This is a genomic window from Deltaproteobacteria bacterium (assembly GCA_003194485.1).
GTDB lineage: Bacteria > Desulfobacterota > Dissulfuribacteria > Dissulfuribacterales > UBA3076 > UBA3076.
Genome location: PQXD01000007.1, coordinates 36,784 through 54,644, shown reverse-complemented (window position 1 = coordinate 54,644; position 17,861 = coordinate 36,784). Strand labels below are relative to the sequence as shown.

General features: G+C 52.5%; 14 protein-coding genes and 2 pseudogenes. 4 read left to right on the top strand and 12 right to left on the bottom strand.

Translation table 11 applies throughout. The annotated features are described in order from the left end of the window. Positions 1–86: 86 nt before the first annotated feature. The 9 genes and pseudogenes from C4B57_05545 to C4B57_05505 all read right to left on the bottom strand — a co-directional run bounded on the left by C4B57_05545 (position 87) and on the right by C4B57_05505 (position 12,458). Positions 87–1,445 (bottom strand): acetyl-CoA decarbonylase/synthase complex subunit gamma, encoded by a 1,359-nt coding sequence (locus C4B57_05545; protein PXF54793.1) that lies wholly within the window; start codon positions 1,443–1,445, stop codon positions 87–89. Positions 1,446–1,464: 19 nt separating this feature from the next. Continuing rightward, a complete protein-coding gene (cdhC, locus tag C4B57_05540) occupies positions 1,465–3,675 on the bottom strand; it encodes a CO dehydrogenase/CO-methylating acetyl-CoA synthase complex subunit beta (protein PXF54792.1) in 2,211 nt (736 codons plus the stop codon). 37 nt (positions 3,676–3,712) lie between these two features. Then, positions 3,713–4,726: an acetyl-CoA decarbonylase/synthase complex subunit delta gene (locus C4B57_05535; GenBank protein PXF54857.1), complete on the bottom strand. Its 1,014-nt coding sequence runs from the start codon at positions 4,724–4,726 to the stop codon at positions 3,713–3,715. A 1,095-nt stretch (positions 4,727–5,821) separates the two neighbouring features. Beyond that, positions 5,822–6,736 (bottom strand): annotated as a pseudogene (locus C4B57_05530) (methylenetetrahydrofolate reductase). Then, on the bottom strand, positions 6,733–7,401 hold the full coding sequence (locus C4B57_05525) for a hypothetical protein (GenBank protein ID PXF54791.1): 669 nt from the start codon (positions 7,399–7,401) through the stop codon (positions 6,733–6,735). Before C4B57_05525 ends, C4B57_05530 begins: the two are co-directional and overlap by 4 nt. Positions 7,402–7,615: 214 nt before the next feature. Further along, positions 7,616–8,050, bottom strand: coding sequence for a hypothetical protein (locus C4B57_05520; protein PXF54856.1), 435 nt, complete (start codon positions 8,048–8,050; stop codon positions 7,616–7,618). After that, positions 8,035–8,607: a 4Fe-4S ferredoxin gene (locus C4B57_05515; GenBank protein ID PXF54790.1), complete on the bottom strand. Its 573-nt coding sequence runs from the start codon at positions 8,605–8,607 to the stop codon at positions 8,035–8,037. Before C4B57_05515 ends, C4B57_05520 begins: the two co-directional genes overlap by 16 nt. A gap of 12 nt (positions 8,608–8,619) precedes the next feature. After that, positions 8,620–9,390 (bottom strand): annotated as a pseudogene (locus C4B57_05510) (hydrogenase iron-sulfur subunit). Between the two features lie 23 nt (positions 9,391–9,413). Next, positions 9,414–12,458 (bottom strand): pyridine nucleotide-disulfide oxidoreductase, encoded by a 3,045-nt coding sequence (locus C4B57_05505; protein ID PXF54789.1) that lies wholly within the window; start codon positions 12,456–12,458, stop codon positions 9,414–9,416. On the opposite strand from C4B57_05505, the gene C4B57_05500 reads away from it, so the two are divergent. Further along, a complete protein-coding gene (locus C4B57_05500) occupies positions 12,459–12,710 on the top strand; it encodes a hypothetical protein (protein PXF54788.1) in 252 nt (83 codons plus the stop codon). Positions 12,711–12,761: 51 nt separating this feature from the next. On the opposite strand, the gene C4B57_05495 is transcribed toward C4B57_05500, so the two are convergent. Then, positions 12,762–13,841 carry a hypothetical protein gene (locus tag C4B57_05495; protein PXF54787.1) on the bottom strand — a complete coding sequence of 360 codons (1,080 nt, stop codon included), beginning with the start codon at positions 13,839–13,841 and terminating at the stop codon, positions 12,762–12,764. A 146-nt stretch (positions 13,842–13,987) separates the two neighbouring features. On the opposite strand from C4B57_05495, the gene C4B57_05490 reads away from it, so the two are divergent. The 3 genes from C4B57_05490 to C4B57_05480 all read left to right on the top strand — a co-directional run bounded on the left by C4B57_05490 (position 13,988) and on the right by C4B57_05480 (position 15,631). Beyond that, a complete protein-coding gene (locus C4B57_05490) occupies positions 13,988–14,413 on the top strand; it encodes a hypothetical protein (GenBank protein PXF54786.1) in 426 nt (141 codons plus the stop codon). Next, positions 14,403–14,936 (top strand): ATPase P, encoded by a 534-nt coding sequence (locus C4B57_05485; protein PXF54785.1) that lies wholly within the window; start codon positions 14,403–14,405, stop codon positions 14,934–14,936. Before C4B57_05490 ends, C4B57_05485 begins: the two co-directional genes overlap by 11 nt. 146 nt (positions 14,937–15,082) lie before the next feature. Beyond that, the gene (locus C4B57_05480) at positions 15,083–15,631 is read left to right on the top strand and encodes a hypothetical protein (protein ID PXF54784.1); all 549 of its coding nucleotides are present in this window, start codon (positions 15,083–15,085) and stop codon (positions 15,629–15,631) included. 66 nt (positions 15,632–15,697) lie between these two features. On the opposite strand, the gene C4B57_05475 is transcribed toward C4B57_05480, so the two are convergent. Beyond that, a complete protein-coding gene (locus tag C4B57_05475; protein PXF54783.1) occupies positions 15,698–16,477 on the bottom strand; it encodes a hypothetical protein in 780 nt (259 codons plus the stop codon). Beyond that, positions 16,468–17,861, bottom strand: a 1,394-nt coding sequence (locus C4B57_05470) for a hypothetical protein (protein ID PXF54782.1), incomplete at its 5' end; no start/stop codon positions are given. The genes C4B57_05470 and C4B57_05475, both read right to left, overlap by 10 nt.

The following is a 17,861-nucleotide window of genomic DNA, read 5'->3' as shown; positions in this document are numbered from 1 at the left end:
CCGGTACAAATACCTATCTATGTGCGATCTGCCCGCGGTTGAAACCCTGCAAAAGTTTACCGGCTGCCGGGGAAAGAATAATAACACTAATTGCTCTCGGCCTGCCAATCCCTCAGAAAAGGAGGCAGATGGCTTGCCTCCCTGGGGCCAATCTGGATCTTCCAGTCCGGGAGTTCCTCCTCCAGTTCGCCTTTTATAGAGGCCAGATATCCCGGGATAATCAGGTTCCTGTGTCTGATCCTGTCTTCAATGTTTGATTTTTTGACAAACATACCTATGAGATCCGCACTGAATTTTCCTGCGGCCCAGGCGGTAAGCACTGAAAGGCCCTCTGTATCCTTTATCAGAAGCCAGGACGGGACCTTGCTGCCCTCGACTTCTCCTGAGACGATAAAATAAGTCAGGGAGAAGTTACATGTAATAAGCACAGGGGAGTTCTCATCCGGCCCGTTTATCGGATAAATGTCTTCTTCTACCACCATAGGCCTCTGAGGATCAGTAAAGATGTTAAGCCGTTCAAGCAGGAGAGGAAACAGGATGTCTCCCTGCAGGTCGGACAGAACTACGATGCCGGCATACTTGGCCACCAGAACCGATGCAATCATCGTTTCCAGCAAGGGGTCTTCGGTCATCTCGCACGGGAAAGAGATGGTGGGAAATCCAAGGGCCTTGTACCTGTGCCTTATGGAAGCCCTGCGCATGGCTACCTGATCTTCAAATGCAGCCCTTACGGTCCTGGCACCGGTATCCAGTACAAGATCCTTGAGCCCCGATTTCTGCATCTGTTCCGAGATGTTCGCTGCCTCTCCCAGGGTCTCACCTTTCACCGTCAAAGGACAGCCGGCTTTTCTGGCTATCTCTGCCATGGTCTCTGAATTTTCTTTTGTGGCACAGTAAAGAAGGGGCTTGTGGTCTCCGCAGACTCCGACGCCTGCCGTAAGGCAGCCGGCCTGATCGCTCATAAGGATAAGAGCGGCATCAGGGCACTCGTTCCGGATACGTTCCACCAGAGAAATAAATGCCCTCTCTTCTCCTGTAGCATCATTTACAGCTATCAGGTCCGCCTTGAGCACCAATCCTACACGATCATAGCGCAGCTCATTGAAACGTTTTAGACGTCCTGAAACATCATCCTCGTCCATATCGGTCCCGACCAGGACCGCGATGCCCGTCGGGTGTTCAAATCTCCTTTCATGCCGGTACAGACAGGTCTCTCCTCCCATCTCAAAGGTGTTATCACCGCTGCCGAGCGTGATGGACCGGATGGGCGGAGCAGACGCCTCCCCCACTTTTTCCTTTACCTCATCAGAGATATACGGGCATGCGCCTATATCCGCCTGACCTGCTGCCACCTTCATGGCAAAGGCCAGACAGGTTGGTACGCCACACTCCCCGCAGTTCGTCTTGGGAAGCATCTTCAATATCTCTATCCCGGTGAATGCCATGCGAGTTATTCCTTTCCTGTTAAACTATGCTCTCCATGTCCAGTGCCGGGTGTCCCTTCTCCTTAATGTAACGGAGAACTTCGTCTTCCGTGATGGCTACCTCATCGTCTGCTATCATCTCAACCAGATCGGGCACACCCTCTTCTTCAGCCCTCTCCTGGAGCCGGTCCCTGAGTTCTTCTTTGAGTATCCTGGGCATCCATACCACACGCTTGAGCCCGCCCTCGGCCTTTACAAACTTCCTGCTGCAGATGTAGTGTTTTGAAACACCGAGAAAGCCGGGGGTGACCTGCCCTCCGCCAACCATCCCGGCCGTGGTGCTGAACTTCATCCCGCTCGGGGTCATCCCCATGTAGTCCCTGTTTACAATCATTATGCCATTGCAAGTAGGTAGCATGGTGGCGACACACTCAAAGCAGCCGCAGGCGGTCATTGGATCTATCATCAGGCTGTAGGCACTGACCCGCTCAACATTACCCCTGGATGCCTTCTTAACGAACTCGTTTATGCCCGTCCACTGACCGAGGTTGGCATCAATGAGTTCTCCCTTGGTTATGGGCTGGTTCGGACCTGTAGGATTGATTTCATAGGAGGCCTTGCCATCCAGCCAGTTATACGCACCACACATGCCCACGCGCTCAGGAGTGATCACGCATACATGGCTCGGGGCAAAAGACTGGCAGAGAGTGCACGAGTAGAAAATATCTTCACTCTCGTCCGTCATGGAGCCAAGGCGGTCATCCCTGGCACGATAGATATCCTTTGCCATCTCGATGATCTCCTTGACCCTGGACTCCTCTGTATATATCTTCACCTGGATCTTATCCACAATGGCACCAAAATCCTGATGGAGCTTTCCGTGCAGGATGCGGCCGATATGCTCGAACTTGAAGCCCTTTTCTATGGCCGCCTTACTGACCCTGAGCCACATTATATTCCGCTGCCCGATGTGCATGATTCCCTGGGCATAATTGATCAGGTGGTGGAACTGCCGCTCGAGGATGGGCTCGAAGTCAGACTGCATCTGCCGGCCTGCCACCTCGGCCAGTATGGCAAGCGGGAGTTTGGCACCCTCTTCCACCTCGGTTATCTCCGGCCCCTCCACGGTGACCAGTCCGTCCTGCACCTCATCCATATCTCTGGAGACCAGGAGTTCGACCCCCAGACTTCTGCCTCCGCCGCACTCGAGATGGAGATCGTCTTTCCTTACACGCTCTCCCTCGAAGGCAGGACCGTAAGAGGTTGGTATGTCGATCTTGGATACAGTGACCTTGAGCCCCCTCACCTCTATAGCCCTCTGTACAATCTCATCGTGAGGGACCTGGCTGACCACGTGTTCGTAAGTACAGATACCTGTCGGCAGCACCTGCGGTATATCCCAGTCGGATATGGTTGGAAAACCCCAGTTTATGGCCCCGGCTGCATTGGCATACCACTCGTCGGAGACCGGACCAAAGGCGACGACAAAGGCAAAGGTCCTGTCCTTGTTATAGATCAAGTTGCCCCTGAAGTCGCCTGGCTTTATGCCGCCAAAGGCCAGGGCAACGCGACATGCAAAGCCTATTGCGAACACCGCAGAGGTATATGTGGGCCCAAAGGGCACAAGCCGGGTGGACCAGCCGATCTGGACCTTCTGCTTCGCCAGCAGATCCGGCATAGATATCCCATCGGTCTGATCGTGCATAAAGATGTAGAGGTTCTTTTCCTGAAGCTCCAGGGCGATCTTGCCTGCGGTCTCCGGGTCCGCGGCGGGGGCTCCGAGTATGGCGGCAAAGCCGGGTGCAGTACCATCAACAAACTCCACGCCACGCTTACGAAAGATCACGTCATCTGCCGCCCCAAGCCATATGCGGTCACCGGTAGGGTCCTCGGTCTTTGCATAAAAGTCCGGTTCGTCGATATAGTAGCAGATGGCCTCATACATTTCCTCGGCAAAGAAGGTGGCCATTCCGGCATCCAGGGCCGGTGCCAGGTATGGCAGCCATAAATGCTCACTGACTGTTGCTGGAAGCAGCTTGCGACATTCCTGGAAGATCTCCCTCATGTCGCCCAGTTGTTTTACCGGTGCCCCAAGTATGCTGTAAATTATTGGCAGGTAGTAGGCCGTATTGGGAAAGGCGACCTCATGTTCGGGTCCATGTTTCTTGAGGGCCTCTTCATATTTTTCTTCGGCCATGTCCACTATCTTGTGGGCCCCTCGAATCGCTGCGGAACAGATGATCTTTGACATTACAATCCTCTCCTGAAAAGATATCTTGGGATTATACTTATCCCATCATTGCCTGAATCAGGACCTCTGCCAGGGCGATTGCCTTCGGGTGCCTCATCACCATGATTTCACCACCGGCAAGCAGCAGGATAGAGGCGGTTATTGCCTCCATGAGGACACCCCGACGCTCCTGGTCACCCATATGGGCATCACTTGGAAGGCGGCACTCTTTGGCCTTCCAGACCTCCTTTCCCAGATTGCATATAAAGGGTACCTGGAGCTTCTCATCCTGCTGGGTCAAGGCGGCAAGCCTTATACGCTCCATGACTGAATAGGAGTACTCGATACCATAACCCACTGCCCCTATAGCGGGGTCCATCACGATCTGGTCCATGGATACCCCAAGGTTCTCCAGCAGTATGTTCAATTGCTTGGCGAGATTCACGTCAATGGGCGTGGATGCCACCACCGGGAGATGGAAGGCCATGGCCGTAGCCCCCAAGGCACGATAATTTGCATCAGTCAGCGGGCCGAGGCACACCTTGCGATTACCTATGTCGCCCACAAGGTTGGTCACCTCTCTCAGGGTCTCGGTGTCTTTCTCGGCATTTCCACAACCCCAAAGGATCACAGGCACATCCACCTCTTCTATGACTGACTGGGCGACCTTGGCCGCCTCGCCCGAGGGGTGGTTCATGCCGTTAGGATCAGTGCTGATAAGGGAAAGGCAAATGGCCCTTGCGCCATAGTCGTCTATGCATTTCCTGGCCCATGCAACCGGATCTGAAGATACATCGGCATAATACCTGCCCAGGGCATCAGGCCACTCCTCAGGCTCTGAATCCAGGACCTCAAAGGCCACACAGGGTGCATGGGGCATATCTCCTTCAAACAGGTGGAAGGGCAAGGTGGCTGCCCCGCCGACTGTCAGTGCCTTTTCACCTTCACCCAGGGTCACCTTCCGGATGACGCCTGTGTATGATTCTATAAACAGATCCTCTGGCACGGACCTCGCCCTTTCGGAAAGAGGCCTGGTCTCCTTCGGAAGCTCGGCAACAGAGAGGGCCTCTATCCCAGCCGGTGCAGCAGGAACAGGGGTCACTTTTTTTGCCCTGGCCTTTACCTCCTCAGTCACTGGAGGGGCTTTGGGCTCGGGAGTGGGCGGGGCTTCCGCCTTTTCAGGCGCCTCCGGCTTGGCAGAAACCGGCACAGGGGCTATTTCTCCGGACTCTGCCTTAAGAAGACCGGCCTTTGCCTTTTCATCCTCAGGCTCCAGCTCCAGGGCCTGCCTGAAGGCCTTCAAGGCCCCGTCTGCATCACCTTTATGCAGGCAGACATTACCTCTGGCAACAAGGCGTATCACCCATTTCCGCCGCCACTCTTCGGGGCTCAGCCCCTCAGGACACGGCGGGATCCCTTCCGGCACGGCCGGAGCTGCCGCCTCCTCTGCCGGTGCGGAAGTTTCAAGGGCCTCCCTGGCCTTTTCCAGCCCTTCCTTGGCATTTATGTGCCCCGGCTCAATCGCCAAAGCCTTTTCAAAGGCATCAAGCGCACCGGCTGCATCATTCTTATGGAGAAGCACGTTGCCTTTGGCTACGAGGTTAACCACCTTTTTGTGCCTGGCCTCTGCCTCTGCATCCGGTTTTTTTACCCCTTCCTCAGGCGCAGCCGCACCTTCAGGAGGCATTGTTACCCGTTCGGCTGTATCCATGCGCAGAAGGAATTCCGCCTCAAAGAACCGCCTCAGGGCCTCAAGCTGATCCTCATTTATGCCCAGACCTTTGCTTAGGGCCTCAAGCCCCAACCTGATGGAGTTTAGAGCGCTCCTGTCGCGGGTTGAGAGCACCCTGCCTTCCCCTTCCGGCCGTTTTACGGCCCGGCCCGGTCCAGGCCCGGCCTTGATCTCTGCAAGTTCTGCAGTAAGCCGTTCTATTTCGGTATCCTTTTGCTCGGCAATTGCCCTTGCTTCCTCTGCCTGCTTCTTAAGACCGGATATCTCCGAAGCTGTTCTGTCTTTCTCTTTTACGACGAGATCTCTTGACGCCCGGACCTCTGCCTTGGCCTGTTCAAGCGCTTTTTCTGTCTCTGCCTTAGTTTCTTTCCTCACCCTGGATACTATCAGTTCTATGGAATCAGAACTCATCAGCCTGGATTCAACCATCTTTGTTTCAGGTCTTGGTGAAAGACCTGCAAGGGAGACTATCTCCGGGACCGCCTGTTCCCATTCGATGGCCATGACGTGGACCCCGGCCACTCCTGGTATTTCACTGACCTGCTTTATGATATCCACGCAGATATTGATACCTTCTTCTTTTGGATCCTTTGCGTCCTTCAGGCGTTCGATAACCTCGTCCGTTACATCGAGGCCCGGCACGAAATTTTTCATATACCGGGCCATCCCGACCGACTTGGGAGGTGTCACCCCTGCAAGGATATAGACTCTTTCATGAAGGCCGAGATCCCTTACCATCTCCATGAATCTGGCAAACTTGTCTACATTGTAAACGATCTGGGTCTGAATGAAGTTTGCACCTGCATCTACCTTCTTGGCCAGCCTTATGGGCCTGTACTCAAATGGATCGGCAAATGGATTTGCCGCCGCACCGAGAAAAAGCCGGGGCTCGTGGTCTTTGATCTCCTCACCGCACTGGAATATCTTATCATCCCGCATGCCCCTTGCCATGCACAGGAGCTGCATGGAGTCCATGTCAAAGACCCCTTTTGCCTGTGGATGGTTTCCGAATTTCTGGTGGTCTCCGGTAAGGCACAAGAGATTCTTTATGCCAAGTGCTGAAGCCCCCAGGATATCTGATTGCATGCCGATGCGGTTCCTGTCCCTGCAGGTCATCTGCATTACAGGTTCCACGCCTTCCGCCAATGCAACAAGCCCTGCAGTCAGGCTGGACATCCGTACTATGGCCGTCTGGCAGTCAGTTATGTTGACCGCATCTACATGTCCCTTGAGGATACGGGCCTTATCACGGACTATTTCGTAATTGCCATTTTTTGGGGGTCCAAGCTCCCCGGTCACGGCAAACTGACCGGAGCTTAAGACCTGTTCCAGATTGCTTCCTGCTATCACGGCAGCAAGTCCTCCCTGATTCTGCGACGCGGCCCTCCATGACCGGCCGGTCTCCAGTCGCGAATAGGCATAATTTCCCTGAGTAGTTGATCCTGTTTCAGGCCGGTCAATTTCTCGTAGATCCTGTGCCAGATGCAGGGCACATCCGGATTGATCTCGCATCTGCCTCCCACGGACCCTCCACACGGCCCGTTGGACAGGCTCTTGGCACATCTTGCTACAGGACAAAGCCCGCCGGTCAGATGTAATACGCAGGCTCCGCAACCTGCGCACATCTCAGCCCACTCGCCGCTGCTCAGATTGGCACCGTAAAACGTTGTGTTAAGGGCAGGCATTACCCGGACGTCAGGGCACCGGTCTGCGATAAAATTGACACCGACCCCGCAGGCCATTGAGAGCACTGCGTCGTATTTTTTTCCATCTTCTTTCAGCGGCTCCAGATACTCCGGATCACACTGTCTGACGTAAGTCTCTTCTTGGATCTCTATTGGTTTTCCGGCCTTTTTCCTCCCGAGGCGCAGCGCAGAGGCGAGAGTGTTTACCTCCTTATCACCGCCTGCTGAACACACTGCCACGCAACCTCTGCAACCAAGGATGAGCAGCTTCTCTATCCCGGAGATCATATCCAGGATTTCATCCAAGGGCTTTTTTTCAGCAATTATCATGGTTATATTTCTCCCGACCTATCTAAGTTAAGCGGTTCAAGGTTCACGGTTGGAGAGCCCTAACTATCTGATATCAAAAGGATGATGCCTCAATAGAGACGGCAGGCATGTTTCGCCCATTGGGTAAAAAAGGTTAATCTGAATATTGTGCTTTGAAGTGATGTATATCAATACCTTATAACCTTATAAACCTTTGAACCCTGAACCTATCACTTTATGTACTGTGCAGTCGCTCTAATTTTGAGATCCGTGCTGTCATCTCCCGGGCCGCCTCTACAATGGGCTCGGTCTCACCACAGTGAACAAAGAACATCTCAATCCGATCCGGGTCGATATCCAGTTCCTTGAGGAGTATTTTTGCATAACCAACTCTCTTTTCGGCCCGCCTGCTGCCGGACAGGTTATGGCATTCATCTGCGCGGCAACCTGCCACGAATACTGCCTCGGCCCCTTTTTCAAAGGCATCTAACAATACAGATACTTCGATACGACCAGTACAGGATAGCTTCTTCATCTCGAGACTTTCCGGAATAAGACCCGCCTCCCTCAACGTGTCAGTCGCAACACCGGCAGTGTAATTGCAGCAAAAGGCCACGATCCTTCCGATTTGGTGATTGCTATTCGTATGTTCGCTCATCCAGTCACCCATTCACTCGGTTCACCCAGTCCCCTCTGCTCAAGTGACGGGGCCAAAGTAATGGCCTCGGCAGGACACTCCATGACGCATATACCACAGGCCTTGCAAAGCTCGGGTTCAATATAGGCGTGCCCGATATCAGCTATATGAGGAGCGCCAAAGGGGCAGAATCTGACACACGTGAGGCACGCTACGCATTTCTCAGGATCAACTCTTGCCAGAAGCCCCAGATTTGCCAGACGTTCCTGATCCGCCAGCCCCTGCTTGAGGGCTTTATCCCGCAGCGCCTTTATTACATCGCTGCAACGCACTTCCTGAGGACAGACCTCCACGCAGTTCTGGCACTGTGAACATGCCCAGATTATATCCGAACTCAAGAGCTGTTTATCAAGCCCCAGTACCACCATGTGTACGATCTTTCTGGGATCAAATCCCGGTACCACCTTTTCCACAGGGCACATGCTACTGCATGAACCACATGCATAGCACTGGGCCAGGGAAGAGCATCCTTTCAGATCGGACAACTCTGAACTGAATGAATTATTCAATTTCGAAGATTGTATTGTCATAATTTCTGACTTCTAATTACTGATTCCATGCCAAATCGATCCCTTTTCCCTTACCAATCCCTTTCTGGAAAGGGTCTCCAGGATCTTTTTAATCTCTTCTTTGGTTCCGCCTGTTTTTTCACACAGGACAGCGCTTTCACATGGGCCTTGTTCTGCAAGACAAAGCTGTATCTCCTGAGCGAGTCTCTCCTTGCGGAAGGCAGGATAGACCTTTTTTGCCACTCCCTCTGAAATGACCTGAGTGCTATAGTTATTTGATTTGTGTATATCCTTGGCTAATTTACCAAGGGCGGTGCGCACCTTCAGTGCTGAGACCGCCTTGATTCCGGCCCTTAAATGCATGCGAATTACGTCTTCTTCATTTTCACCTTCAGCGCTGCCCAAGGGCCCCATGGACTTTATGTCTGATACGTATCTTGTAATTAATTCTACAAACCTGGGAGCTTCAGCCGCCGATGCCCACTCAAGGGCCATTCGGTCAGGATTCACTCCTGCATCTTCGAGTGCCTGACGGCAGGTCTCCGCAATTATCATTGCCTCGTAATTACCAGACTGGTAATGACACTCTCCCAGGTGTCAGCCGCCGGTAAAAACACCGTCAGCACCGCATCCAAAGGCTTCCAGGACAAACCGGGCATCTATCCTGCCTGTACACATAACCCTGATAACCCTGACATTGGGTGGATACTGGTATCGTGACACGCCTGCTGCATCGGCTGCAGCATAGCAGCACCAATGGCAAAGAAAGCCCAAGATGTGTGGATTAAAGACCTCCTGGGTCATGGATTTTCTCCTTTAGAACTCTTTCAAACGCATTTATCTTCCGCAAAGGCATGAATCTGGGCCATGATGGCCTCGTCTGTAAATCCACCCATACTGATGGCAAGTGCAGGACAATGTGATGCACATATTCCGCAGCCCTTACATGATGCGGTTATGGTCTCCGCCTTGCGCCGTTTATTTACCTTGAAAAGACGAATGGCATTAAAGGGGCAAAGGCTCTCGCAGATTCCACACCCGATACAGATGTCTTTGTCAACTCTGGAGACTATGGGAGCAACCGCTGCCTTACCTTTTGCCAAAGGTATGGCTGCCTTTGCCGCAGCAGCCTTTGCCTGGGCTATTGATTCATTAAGGGGCTTAGGGCCGTGGGCCAGTCCGCAAAAATAAATGCCTTCCAACGGCAACTCAACCGGCCGCAGCTTCACATGGGCCTCAAGGAAAAAGCCCTCCGGAGTCAGAGGGGCCTTTATGACCCTGGCCAGGTCCTCATTGTCCCCTGGAGCAATACCAACGGAGAGCACCACAAGGCATGCGGATATATCAATATCATCTTTTAGAAGATGGTCAAAGACCCTGACCTTGATCTTCCGGTCCTGCTCTATTACCTGAGGTCTGCGGTCAGGCTCGTATCTTATGAATATTACACCCTTTTTTCTGGCTTCCCGAAACAGATCTTCAGAAAAGCCATAGGTACGCATGTCCCTGTAAAGACAATAGATCCTGAGCTCTGGTTTGATCTCTTTTAATTTAAGCGCATTTTTGATCGCCTGGGTACAGCACAACCGGCTGCAGTGGCTCATGTCTTCCCCGCGGCTTCCCACGCACTGAATCATGACGACGTTCTTTACATTCTTCAGGATGCCCTTGCCCTTAGCCAAGCTCTCCTCAAGCTCAAGCTGTGTAATCACCCGGCTGTTTCTGCCGTACCGGTGAGACTTGGGGCTGTATTCCCTGCCTCCGGTTGCAATGACTATCACGCCGTGATCAACAACCACGCTCTGCCCCCCCTGAACAATGGAAGAGGTAAAATTACCCACATAACCGGAAACTGCCTCTACCTGGGCCTGCAGCATTACCTGGATCCTGGGATGCCCGTTCACCCTCTTTATCAGGTTATCCAGGACATTCGAGGCCTTTTCTCCATCCATGGTCCAGACAAGTCGCCTCAGATTGCCGCCGAGCTGATCACTGCGCTCCACCAGCACGCACTCAAAGCCCTGGTCTGCAATGCTGATCGCTGCGGTCATACCCGCTGCACCGCCTCCTATCACCAGTGCGCTGGGCGATACGTCCACAGTTGTCTGTTCCAGAGGTTCCAGGAGCCCTGCCTTGGCCACCGCCATCCGGACAAGGTCCTTGGCCTTTTCGGTCGCGGCCTTCGGTTCCCGGGAATGGACCCATGAACACTGATTCCTGATGTTGGCCATCTCGATGAGCGCCGGGTTTAGACCAATTGACTTCAAGGTCTCCTGGAAAAGGGGCTCGTGGGTGCGGGGGGAGCAGGCGGCGATGACGACACGGTTGAGCCGGTTTTCTTTTATTTTATCAGCCAGGCCTTTCAGGGCATCCTGAGAACAGGAGTAGAGTGTGTTTTCGCAAAATACCACGCCTGGCAGTGTGCCTGCATAGTCTCTGACCGCCTTGACATCCACAACACCAGCAATATTGGACCCGCAGTGACAGATAAACACACCTATCCGGGGAGCCCCGGATTCAAGGGCCTTGTCCTCTTCCGGATATGTTATGGTAATAGTGCGGGTATTCCGGGCTTCCGACAAGAGCTCCGAAGCCATGGCCGCCGCACCGGAGGCCTGGGTGACACTATCGGGGACGTCCTTAGGTCCCTGAAAGGCCCCTGCCACATAGACCCCGTCATGGCTTGTAACAAGGGGTGAATCCACGGATGTCTTACAGAATTCGTAGCGATTGAGCTCTATGCCGGTAATCTCAGCGATCGCCTTTGCGTCCTCCGGGGCATTGAGTCCTTCTGAGAGGACCACCATGTCAAATAGTTCTGAACAAGACTCTCCGTCATCTGTCGTCCAGGTAAGGGCAAGCTGTCCGTCTACCCGGTCTACCCTGGGAATCCGTGCCCTTATGACCCTGAGTCCGTACTTTTCCTCAGCTTGCTCTCTTGCGGCATCAAAGCCTTTACCATGGGTCCGGACATCCATGAAGAACAGGGCGATGTCAAGATCCGGATTGTGTTCCTTTGCAACAGAGGCCTCTTTTATGGCATACATGCAGCAGACAGAGGAACAATAGCCGTTTCCGCATGTCTCATCCCTGGAGCCTACGCACTGAAGAAATGCAATTTTTTTAGGAGGCCTCTCGTCAGAGAGACGGACTATATGACCTTCTGTCGGCCCGGATGCACAGGTCAGCCGTTCGAACTCCAAGCTGGTGACTACGTCAGGGAAGCGCCCATAGCCGAACCTTTTCAGAACGGACTGGTCTGTCCTGCCAAAACCCGGTGCCAGGACCACTGCTCCGATGTCCAGGCTGAGTTCCCTGGGTTTTTGGCTGAAATCTATTGCCTGGGCCGTGCATGTCTGGGCACAGAGATTACAGGTCTCATAGTTTATCCTCAGGCAGGCCCTGGGATCTATGTAGTAGCTGGATGGAATGGCCTGGACATAGTCTATGTGAGGGGCACGGGTTACATCCAGTCTTTCATTATACAGATCAACAACCGGCCTGGGGCAATACATTGTACATGTACCACAGGCCGTACACTTGTCTTCGTCTATGAAACGGGGCTCCTGATGCACCCTTGCCGTAAACTTCCCTGCTTCTCCTTCCAGGGCCTCCAATCTGGCATTTGTCAGGATCTCTATGTTCGGAGACCGACCGGCCTCAACCAACTTCGGTGCCAGTATTCACAAGGAGCAGTCATTGGTGGGAAAGGTCTTGTCCAGCTGGGACATGACTCCACCGATAGACGCCTTTTTCTCTACCAGGTATACGTAATAACCCAGGTCGGCAAGATCCAGCGTTGCCTGTACACCTGCGATCCCGCCGCCCAGCACCATAATTGCACCGGATTTTTTAGTCTTGCCTTCAGGCATTTGCTTTTCCCAATTCCTAATTCTACTTTTTACATTATTATTTCTCTCAGCACATGGCCGTGTCAAAAGGCGCGCGCTTCTTCTTATTCAGATCGGGGAAGAGCCATCCTCTGCCGTGACAGAAATGGACAGATGCTCAAGACATCTGAAAGAGCGACATGGTTCTTTTCCAAGTATGCTCCAGGCCCGGAAATCTCAAAAAAACCATTTTCCATGGCCCTGACAATGGCTTCAGAACCAAAAAAACCATAGATATTTCGGAATCTATCCGCTAATTGATCGTTATGTCAAGACCCAGCCGCTCTAGCACAAGAAAAAAGACCACCCGGTAGTTGCCGCAGAACCTTGCTCTCCTTCATTTAGTTCTAAACCAGCGGCCCTTAAAAGCAGTTCTTTCCAGGTCCTTTCAGGATACATGGTCAGTATCAGTGTAGGGCCTGGGATTTGGTTCCTGTTCACCCTGTTCCAATTCTCCTGCACGTCTTTTGACAATTCCCTGATCTCCCCGTCTTCTTTCATGTTTTGTATCGTTGTGCCTGAAACGGCACTGATAAGAGAAGCCAGGCCGCTACTGATTCTGTCTGATTTCCCCGGTTTGATATTGGGATCAAGGGGTAATACCAGGTCCAATAGATCTACAGGAGCTTCTCTGGGCTGCAGGGCCTCATAGGCCTTATCGACCAAATCTTTCACCGCAATGCTTTCTCCGATTGGCCACGGCCCTTTGCCGGTGTATTTTTGCCACAACAATGTCCAGGCCCTGAGTCGTTCCTTGGCCATGAGGAAGGTCTCTATAACAGGGGAGTACGGGGCTTTCGGGGGAACCACGGAGCCGGTGGGTTCTCCCGGATCCTGCAATATCGATTTGAGTTTGTTTTCATGGATTGCCAGTTCGTCAAGGTCTGTCTGCAGTTCGTCATTACGCCTGTCCAGATCCAAGGAAAGCTGGAGAAATATCCGGGCATTCAGGAGCGGATCAGCGATTTCAGCGCCCTTTAACGTATTTAGAATTCCCTGCAGAGATTCTTCTTCACCTGCAGCGGCACGTATTAATGTATATGCCGGAATCTTTTCTCCAAGGCCCATATCTTCTGCCCAGGATTTCCAATTGCCGATAAGGTCGGTGAACCAGCCGAGCCTGTTTCCCAGAGGGGCCGGTACAATAGCCTCAATTTCCATGGAGCAGCTATCCGGTGTGGGCGGTAAATCAATGCCCTCTGCAGGAACCAGCAGAGTCAGTTTGGAGAATACCTGTTCAAGCCGCAGCATTGTATTCCTGCGGAGGTAGCTTGCCGGATATAACAGTCCATGTAATATATCCATATTTTTATCCCTGGAAGCCTCGCTTTCTGCACCTGTTCGCGGCAGGCATGTCTGGAGCATTTTTTTTAACGGAATCCGTTTTAGAGCTTTTTGCAATGTAATGGATTATAATTTAAATTGTTAATGCCTGAGATTGCAAGCCGGGAGAATTGGTCTCACATCTTTTGCCTTATTTATTATTTGAGGTTATGTTTTAGGTTATAATAATGCTGGACATGAAAGGCAAACAAGCAAAATCCCATCCCCGGGAGAAGAATAATTCCGGTATTTATGCCGGAATTCGTGGTTATATCGCTCTCTTGCCCCAGTTATTGGGACTGGTGGTAAATCTGTTGAGGGATACAAGGGTCTCCTCTGCCGATAAGGCTATACTGGGCGCTACTGTTGCCTACATATTAAATCCGGTTGATTTGGTCCCTGACTGGATTCCGTTTGCAGGGCTGGTCGACGATGTTTACCTGGTGGCCCTTGCCTTGTTGCGTTTGATCCTGAGGGTCGACGAGCAGGTTCTCAAGGACAATTGGAGGGGACGTGACGACATGGTTCTACTTCTGAGAAAGATGGCTGACGTTGCAGCAGCCTTTCTGCCGGCTCGTATTCGCCGGTCTATCTTCGCCAAAGTTGAAAGATAAGACGCGGGGAGAGATAAATAAAGCAATGTCCGGTTCTCAAAAAATGCAAATAGATATGCCCTGTGGTGTTTTCTATGATCTTTTCAATATGATACTGGATCTCAACGGGACAATTACAGTTGATGGCGGTTTTGTTGACGGTGTTGTGGATCGACTGAAGGAAGTATCAGAGATAATGGATGTTTATGTACTGACAGCAGATACAGGTCAAACTCTTGACCGGTTGGCTGAGCAGTTGGTGGAGGATTGCGGAATAGAGATCCATAGGCTGGAATCCGGCAGGGGCGATATACAGAAACTCGCTTTTCTTGAAAGGCTTGGTCGCGATAAGACCGTGGCTATAGGCAATGGCTGCAATGACGCCCTGATGTTGAGGGAGGCCAGACTGGGATTATGTATAATTGGTACGGAAGGGGCCTCGATTGATGCCCTGATGGCAAGTGATGCCGTTTTCTTCAATATCTGTGATGCAATAGATATTTTCCTGAAGCCCAAACGAATGATAGCTACCTTGCGCAAGTAATTTTTCTGTCTTCCTTTCCCGGAAGGCTATCCTTTAACAGAAATTTAACGATATAACCGGCTTTTTAGCAACAAAATAACATAAAATCAGCAAGTTGCCAGATGGGTGATTTTGGCTCCATTTTCATGGCTACTTGTGCATAGGCTATGATAAATACCGGTTTTTGGTCTAATCCAAGGCCAGATACATCAAAAGAGTTAAAGGACCTGTATGGAGGGATACGATTCGTATTTAACTATCATCATCGCGAAGTGGAGGGAGTCAGAAGCCTGGCCCTTAAAGTAAAGACGGGTATTGATACTATAGATCCATTTATTCAGGAGATCACAGCCGAGATCTGTCCGACCTGCAAGAGCCCGAACTGTATAAATGCAAATGGTCGTTTCGACTGGTGCGACCTGATATTTTTTTCAGCCTTGGGAATAGAACTACCTCCTTTCAGGGATGGGCTCGGTGATGAAGATCCCTGCCAGTTTCTTGCAGAAAAGGGTTGCCTCCTTCCCCGCACCATGCGTCCGTATCGGTGTAACTGGTGGTATTGTGATTCCTTACTGGAAGCCTTCAATCATTGGCGGCCCAGAAAACAGCGTATGTTTATTTCCCTGATGCAAGACATAACCCAAACCAGGTTTAGAATGTGTAATCAGTTTAAGGAGATACATGCGGCAGTTTCAAGGACGGCCTCCAACCGCTGAAGCACGCATCCCGCTGAAGAGCAAAAGCAATATCTTACCGAAACCGAACCTGGGAAATGTAGGAAATTACGGCTTTTGCGCAGTGACTATCATGCGGTGGTTCATGAAGCCGCGGTCCCCATCGTTTTTGTGGGGAGCGAACTCGGTTTCGACATTTACGCCGGTAAAGCCGGCCTCTCTCACCAATGCTGCCAGGGAATCCGGCCCATAGAGGCGGATGGAGTATGTGCGGTCGCGAATGAGCCCCCTTGTCTTACTGATTACCATCTCACGGGAGCATACGAAATTTCCATTGATTTCGCGCTGACGGCACACCACGATGTCAGGGCCGATCTCGTGCCACGCGATGGGGTTGAAACAGGCCCTGGCAGAAGCGCCGTTGGCCACGTCTATCAACAGCCAGCCCCCGGAGCGAAGGATGCGACGGGACTCGACCAGGATCAACCGGTCGGCATCTGCATTCAGGGCATATCCCAGCGAGTTTCCCATTATGAGCACGTGGTCAAAGACTCCGGACCCGAACCCCGTATTTTGGGCGTTGCCCTGGACAAATTCAACAGGGCAATCGCGATCTGCAGCACATGCCTTGCCGTGATTGATCAGGCAGGCAGAATAATCGAGGACCGTGCAGTTTTCATAGCCGCGTTCGCAAAGCGCAAGACTGTGCCGCCCGTGGCCGCCGCAGAGATCAAGGATCCTGTGCCCGGGATGGATGGGGACAAGCTCACATATCCAGTCGACCTCCCGGTTTGTAAGCTCATCGTTGCAAACCGAGCGGGCGTCCGTCAGGAGGTAAACCTCATCAAAAAGGGTCTTCCACCACTCTGGATCAACCCTTATGGCCATAACGGCTCTACATGGGCCCCGAAGTCAAAAAGCCCGTCCGAGGCAATGATCGCGGCAGAGCCGCCCCAGGGCTGCAGGCGGACGATATCAAGCTCCTCGGCCTCCATCCTGATAAAATCGTCCAACTCTCCCGACAGCCACATCTTCTCAAGTGTAAGGCAGTCCGCCCACATGGCACCGCAGTATGCCTTGAGGGCCTCAATCTGGCCGTATGTGATCACACGGGGACGCAGGGCGATCTTGATAGGCCCCAAGAGATAGGTAAACTTGTATTCCAGGGCCAAGGACTCCTGTTTCTCCACCACTTCGGCCAGATCAACATAATCCATGCCAACAATGGCATGGTTGATCCTGTCCACCGCCTCCCTTACGCTGATATCGGAGCGCAGCACGGCCAGGGGCTGGACCCCGCCTCCCATCCCGACGTTCGTAGGTATTCCTCCAATACGGGACAGGAAGCCAAAGGCACCTTCAGGCCCGATCATGCAGCGGAAATCCGTCTGATAGCGGGCCAGGGCTATGCTCTTCTCGCCGGCGTCGAGCTTGGGGTTTTCCTCAGCCCACAGTTCGAGAGGGACCTTTTCCTGAACGATGTAATCTCCTTTCTTTACGGCCAGGTCTATGGCCTCGTCGGCGTCTTTGTTGACTTCGCCCACCCTCACTCCTTTTCCGGAGTAACCTCTTTCAGGCTTGAGGACCAGATTATCCCAGTTCCCCCGGGTCCACTCGACGAGATCATTTATCTCCTCTCCTTTGGGCCCTTCGGTCCTTTGCGGACAGAACCGGCGGGTCCAGGGAGTGCGCTTCACGATCTCCGGATGAAACCGGCTGCGATGGGGACCGGTAAAGACCTCGAACATGCTTTTTATGTTAATCGGCTCGGTACCCCTGGGGTTGATCACCCTGTTTTCCCGCACCGCCTGCATAAGTGGTTCCAGGTTGTGCCTGCGGTGCAGGTCAAGGAACGTGTCTGTATTGAAGTCCATGAAAATCAGGGATACAGGCTGCCCATGAAAGCTCACCCGCCCGTTTTTCAGCTCAAGTTCATTGGGTGCTGTCAACACCCCGGTTATGCCGTCAACCGTGTTTAATCGATGGGCGAGATTGATGTTCTCGGTCACTTCCGCCAGCGTTTCTTCTTCGGCAACTACTGCAATTACGCCGGAATTCGAGCCTTCGCGGCGGCGATGTTCCTTGATGAGCATGTCTGTAAAACCGGCTACGGGGTAAAAGAGCGGATGATCAAAGTCAAGATCAACGCCCATGGGCCGGATGCGGTTCAGGTCTTCCCAGACCGCCTTGCCGATTACCTGGGTGATTCGCTGGTAGTCCCATCCCCCCGGACTGCCCAAATTACACTCTGAATGATATCCTAAAAAATCCA